At 56.3% G+C, this 4,739-nt stretch carries 4 protein-coding genes; 3 read left to right on the forward strand and 1 reads right to left on the reverse strand.

The window, feature by feature from the left end; all coding sequences use genetic code 11:
- Positions 1–48: 48 nt before the first annotated feature.
- On the reverse strand, positions 49–936 hold the full coding sequence (locus tag ACE3OH_RS19530) for an amino acid ABC transporter substrate-binding protein (protein ID WP_374357113.1): 888 nt from the start codon (positions 934–936) through the stop codon (positions 49–51).
- A 1,430-nt stretch (positions 937–2,366) separates the two neighbouring features.
- On the opposite strand from ACE3OH_RS19530, the gene ACE3OH_RS19535 reads away from it, so the two are divergent.
- The 3 genes from ACE3OH_RS19535 to ACE3OH_RS19545 all read left to right on the forward strand — a co-directional run.
- Positions 2,367–3,497, forward strand: coding sequence for a Re/Si-specific NAD(P)(+) transhydrogenase subunit alpha (locus tag ACE3OH_RS19535; protein ID WP_374357115.1), 1,131 nt, complete (start codon positions 2,367–2,369; stop codon positions 3,495–3,497).
- A 103-nt stretch (positions 3,498–3,600) separates the two neighbouring features.
- Entirely contained in the window at positions 3,601–3,975 is a 375-nt protein-coding gene (locus ACE3OH_RS19540) for a proton-translocating transhydrogenase family protein (RefSeq protein WP_374357119.1), read from the forward strand.
- Between the two features lie 301 nt (positions 3,976–4,276).
- Positions 4,277–4,739 (forward strand): NAD(P)(+) transhydrogenase (Re/Si-specific) subunit beta (locus ACE3OH_RS19545; RefSeq protein ID WP_374357117.1); only part of this gene is annotated, 463 nt, incomplete at its 3' end.

Genomic DNA, 4,739 nt, shown 5'->3' on the forward strand with positions numbered 1-4,739 from the left:
TTTGATGGAACTGCTTGAGCGGCTAAGCCAGCAAGGCCCAAAGACCAATCAATCATGCATGGCAATGGCGGTGGCCGGGCTGCGCAAATTCTGTTCTGCCAGATTGTTGACCGCATAGCCGCGATCGCGCAGCCAGTAGCTGAGGCGGTTGTCGGCGTAGCCGCCAGAGAATTGCTTGCGCAGCGATTTGTTTACCAGCGTAAGGAAGCGGGTATCGCCACGAACCAGGCCGATGCTATACGGCTCCACCGACAGGTAGTCGCTGCTGATCGCCATTTCCTTGGCCGCACTGCCGATGGCGCGCAGGCCATCTTGCAGCAGGATGTCGTCCTGGACATAGGCCTGTGCTTTGCCGGTGAGCACGGCATTCACCCCTTCGGCAATGCTGTTTACCCGCAACAGCTTGTAATCAATGCCTTGCATAAACAAGGCAAGTTGCGACTCATGCGGGGTATTGGCAGTCACTGCGATAGTGCCACCATTCAGGCCGGCAAAACGATGGTCGCCGTTATTGATCTGGGTGCTTTTACGGGTGAGCAGACGGGTGCTGGTCACATAGGTATTCAGGCTGAATGCAATATCACGCTGGCGATTACTGGTAACGGTGGTACTGCCGCATTCCAGATCGATCTGACCGCTGGCCACCATGGACAGGCGGTTTTGCCGGTTTACTTCCACCGTCACGGTTTGCAACGGTTTTTGCAATTCAAGCGATAAATCGTCGACGATCTGTTTGCACAGATCGACTACATAGCCTTGTACCTTGCCATTTTCAAAGTAGGAAAATGGTTTGGCATCGGAACGGTAGCCGATTTTCACCGTGCCGGATTCCATGATGCGTTTCAGAGTGGCAGAATCCGAAATGGCGGTGGTAGTAACTCTGGCTTCACTAACTAGACAGAGCAATAGCAACAGCAGCGGGCGTAAAAATTCCATTATCGACTTCCTGAATCTCTTCGTTGATATGCCTGGGTGCATGGCGATATTTTGTTTGGCCTGATCAGCTGCTGTATCTGATATGTATTTATTAAATACAGACGGTAGCAGTGATCGCGGCATATTTTTCAGCTTGTCATGCTGATATGTTTTTGATTATCACGGTGCCTGCCGCGCGCTGCGATGAATATTGGCTAATGGGCGCTAAGCGATTGCTAAGCTCAGAGAGCCATGATGCAGGGGAACAGAAGCTTACGATGGGAATATGCGATCGACATGTGAGGCTGACTTCATTCTGACGTGGATGTCCTTTATTCGTCAAGTTCTTGTAAATATACCGGTCCTTGAGTCGGCATGCGCGGATCAGGAAATGGCTTCGGTTCAGAATAATATTGCAATTCTGGTCAATTTTCTGATTGGCTAGAGTCTGACTGCTGTGGCGTAATTGGATACATTCTTGTCAGAAATGATCTGTAATTTACGGGTAAGTTCTTATAGTGACAATTGCGTATCGATATGGCAAATCGTACCAGATAACCGATATGCAGAATTATCTAAATGAGTCTCTGTCGCGATGATTCAAGCAGTCAGTAAAAACAGGTGAGCTTGAGGTACGTGTTGATGACAGGTGAGTTCATCAGCAAGGTATATTGGCGGCGATTGATATTGCAGGAGTCATCGACTTGATGCTGAATATATACTCGCGGCTTGCCATGCCATCCCTGAACGAATCGAGTGTTTACTTTACGTTACGGCTGCGAAAATCGGGTCATTTGCTGAAAACACCGCTTTATTGATTTTTCGCGGCACCGCTCCAAGCAGTTTGCTTTTGCAATGCGTGTCGAATGAATCGCGCCGCGCTTAGCCATGCGGCAAACAAGTTGCAAGGCGCTGAGGTTTTTCGATCACTTTGTTTACATGAATGCAAACAGTATCGATGCAGTTTGCAGGTTCGAACGCGCTGCGAGCCCCGATGGGGGCGATGTCTTGTCCTGCCGCATGCTCCAAGTCTGTAAGGTAGCCATTGCTGCATGGGTGATACGAACTGTCGTAATCTTGATGCCCGACATTGGCCATGGTGCGTTTCGGTCTTTCCAAGCATTTCAAACCGTGTTTGAATAGGGTTACCGTTCAAACGCTTGTTTGAAATTGCTGCCGAATCCGGCAGTCAATGCGGTTTTCACGCTGGCCATCCGCCGGCGTTTGCTCACCTCGCTGCCAACCGCAGCGAAATGCCGGGCCGGTTTCTGGCCCGACGCCTGCTGTGAAGCAGGCATGTTGCATGCCATTCGAACACTGGATAGTGAAGTTGGTGTCCGGCTTGTTGCCGGGTACTGAACGTTTCGACGCCAGCGCAAGCGGGCTTCGTTTCCAAACCCAAGGCGTAGACCGCCTTCGGTTTGGAAATGAAAACAGGCGAGGTGTAGTTCATGAAGATAGCCATCCCCAGGGAAGCGGCTGCGCGGGAAACCCGCGTGGCGGCCACGCCCGAAACCATCAAGAAGTATTGTGCGGCCGGCCATACCGTCCTGGTGCAGAGCGGCGCCGGTATTGCTTCGGCCATCAGCGATGCCGCGTTGGTCGAGGCTGGTGCCGGCATTGCGCCCGACTATGCAGCAACGGTGGCCGAGGCTGAGTTGCTGCTAAAGGTGCGCGCACCAACGTTCGAGGAGCTGGCGCCGATCAAGCAGGGTGCGGCGGTCATTGCCCTGTGCGACCCGTATCGCAATGGCTTGCTGGCCGACTACGCCGCCAAGCAGCTCGATGTATTTGCCATGGAACTGGTGCCCCGCACTACCCGCGCGCAGGCGATGGATGTGCTGTCTTCCCAGGCCAATATCGCCGGCTACAAGGCGGTGCTGCTGGCTACCGAGTTTTATCCACGCTTTATGCCGATGATGATGACCGCTGCCGGCACGGTGAAACCGGCGCGAGTGCTGGTACTCGGTGCCGGGGTAGCCGGCCTGCAGGCGATCGCGACGGCCAAGCGCCTCGGTGCGGTGGTGGAAGCATTTGATGTACGGCCGGCAGCCAAGGAGCAGGTGGAGTCGCTTGGCGGCAAATTCGTCGAAGTGCCGCTTACTGACGAGGAAAAGCGTCAGGCCGAAACGGCGGGCGGCTATGCCCGTGAGATGTCGGACGACTACAAGCAGCGCCAGGCTGCGCTGGTCGACAAGCATGCGCGCGCTGCCGATATCGTGATCACCACCGCCTTGATTCCGGGCCGGCCAGCGCCGGTACTGATCCAGCCGGAAACCGTGGCCGGCATGAAAGCGGGCGCGGTGCTGGTTGATCTGGCGGTGGAAAACGGCGGCAACTGTCCGCTGTCGCGCCTGAATGAGGTGGTGACGACTGATGGCGGGGTAAAGCTGGTCGGCTTTGCCAATCTGCCCGGCCTGGTCGCCGCCGATGCCTCGGCGCTGTATGCGCGCAATCTGCTCAATTTCACCGGCCTGCTGCTCGACAAGGAGCGTGGCTACGTGCTCAACCGCGATGACGACATTATCGCCGCCAGCCTGCTCACCCATGACGGCGAGCTGTTGTTCGGCAAGGCGAAGTGAGCCAGCAGGTCGGGATTTATCCCGACAGCGGCGCCAGTCGGGATGAATCCCGACCTACAGAACCCCTATCCAAGGAGCAAGCTCCATGAACACCACAGAAACCATGGCTCAGACCGCCACGCAAGCCGGTGCCCAGGTAGCGCATGCCGTGCAGCAACTGCCGGTCGAGCAATTATTGCAAACGCCTTTCGTGGCGACTTTCACCATCTTTATCCTGGCGATTTTTGTCGGCTACCACGTGGTGTGGAACGTGACGCCGGCGCTGCATACCCCCTTGATGGCGGTAACCAATGCGCTGTCCAGTATCATCGTGGTGGGGGCGATATTGCAGACTGTCTACATCGGTGGCGAGGCCTTCTCGCTCACCTCCATCCTCGGCGCGGTGGCAGTGTTCCTGGCCAGTGTGAACATCTTCGGCGGCTTCGCGGTTACCTCGCGCATGCTCGACATGTTCAAGAAGAAGAAAAAGGCCTCCTGATGTTGAAGCCTGCACAGCCTCACCCGGCGGAGCCGGGTGCCAGCCGCCATTCGATTCTCCAGCGTGCTTCGCTGATTGATCCTGCCGCTTCCGCCCCCGCCGCTGCGGGGGAACTGCGCCACGTCGCAATCCGAGCCAGGTCGGGTTTCAAGCCGACAGGCAAGCTCGGACCATTTTCGGCTGGCTTCAATAGCGCTGCCGGAATGACTGTCTACCCAAGAAACCGCTTTTCCCTTGGCCCGATCTGCATGCCTGTCGTCGGCAAAGCCATGCCAGGAAAAGCGCTTTGCAAGGAATTTCTATGAGCCACATTGCCCAATACGCAGACTGGATCTATCTGGTCGCCGCCATCCTGTTCATCCTTACCCTCAAAGGCCTGTCCAGCCCGACCGGCGCCATTGCCGGCAATCGCTACGGCATGGTCGGCATGGGGCTGGCAGTCCTGGTGACCCTGGTGCTGGCACCCAGCCCGAATCTGGTGATGATCGTCGTCGCCATGATGGCTGGTGCACTGGTCGGTACCTGGCGCGCCAAGACGGTGCCGATGACGCAAATGCCTGAAACCGTCGCCATGATGCATTCGCTGGTCGGTCTCGCTGCCGTGCTGATTGCCCTGGCATCGGTGCACAACCCGATCCAGCACCACAGCACGGTGCAGCGGGTCGAGCTGTTTGTCGGCTGTTTTATCGGCGGCATCACCTTTACCGCCTCGATCATCGCCTGGGGCAAATTGTCGGCCAAACTGGCCGCCAAGCCGCTGAAGG

It is taken from the genome of Chitinimonas sp., assembly GCF_041904975.1.
In the GTDB taxonomy this organism is placed as follows: Bacteria; Pseudomonadota; Gammaproteobacteria; order Burkholderiales; family Chitinimonadaceae; genus Chitinimonas.

Coding starts and splice junctions, on each gene's coding strand:
- ACE3OH_RS19540 (WP_374357119.1), top strand. CDS start 3,601: ATGGCTCAGACCGCCACGCAAGCCGGTGCCCAGGTAGCGCATGCCGTG.
- ACE3OH_RS19530 (WP_374357113.1), bottom strand. CDS start 936: ATGGAATTTTTACGCCCGCTGCTGTTGCTATTGCTCTGTCTAGTTAGT.
- ACE3OH_RS19535 (WP_374357115.1), top strand. CDS start 2,367: ATGAAGATAGCCATCCCCAGGGAAGCGGCTGCGCGGGAAACCCGCGTG.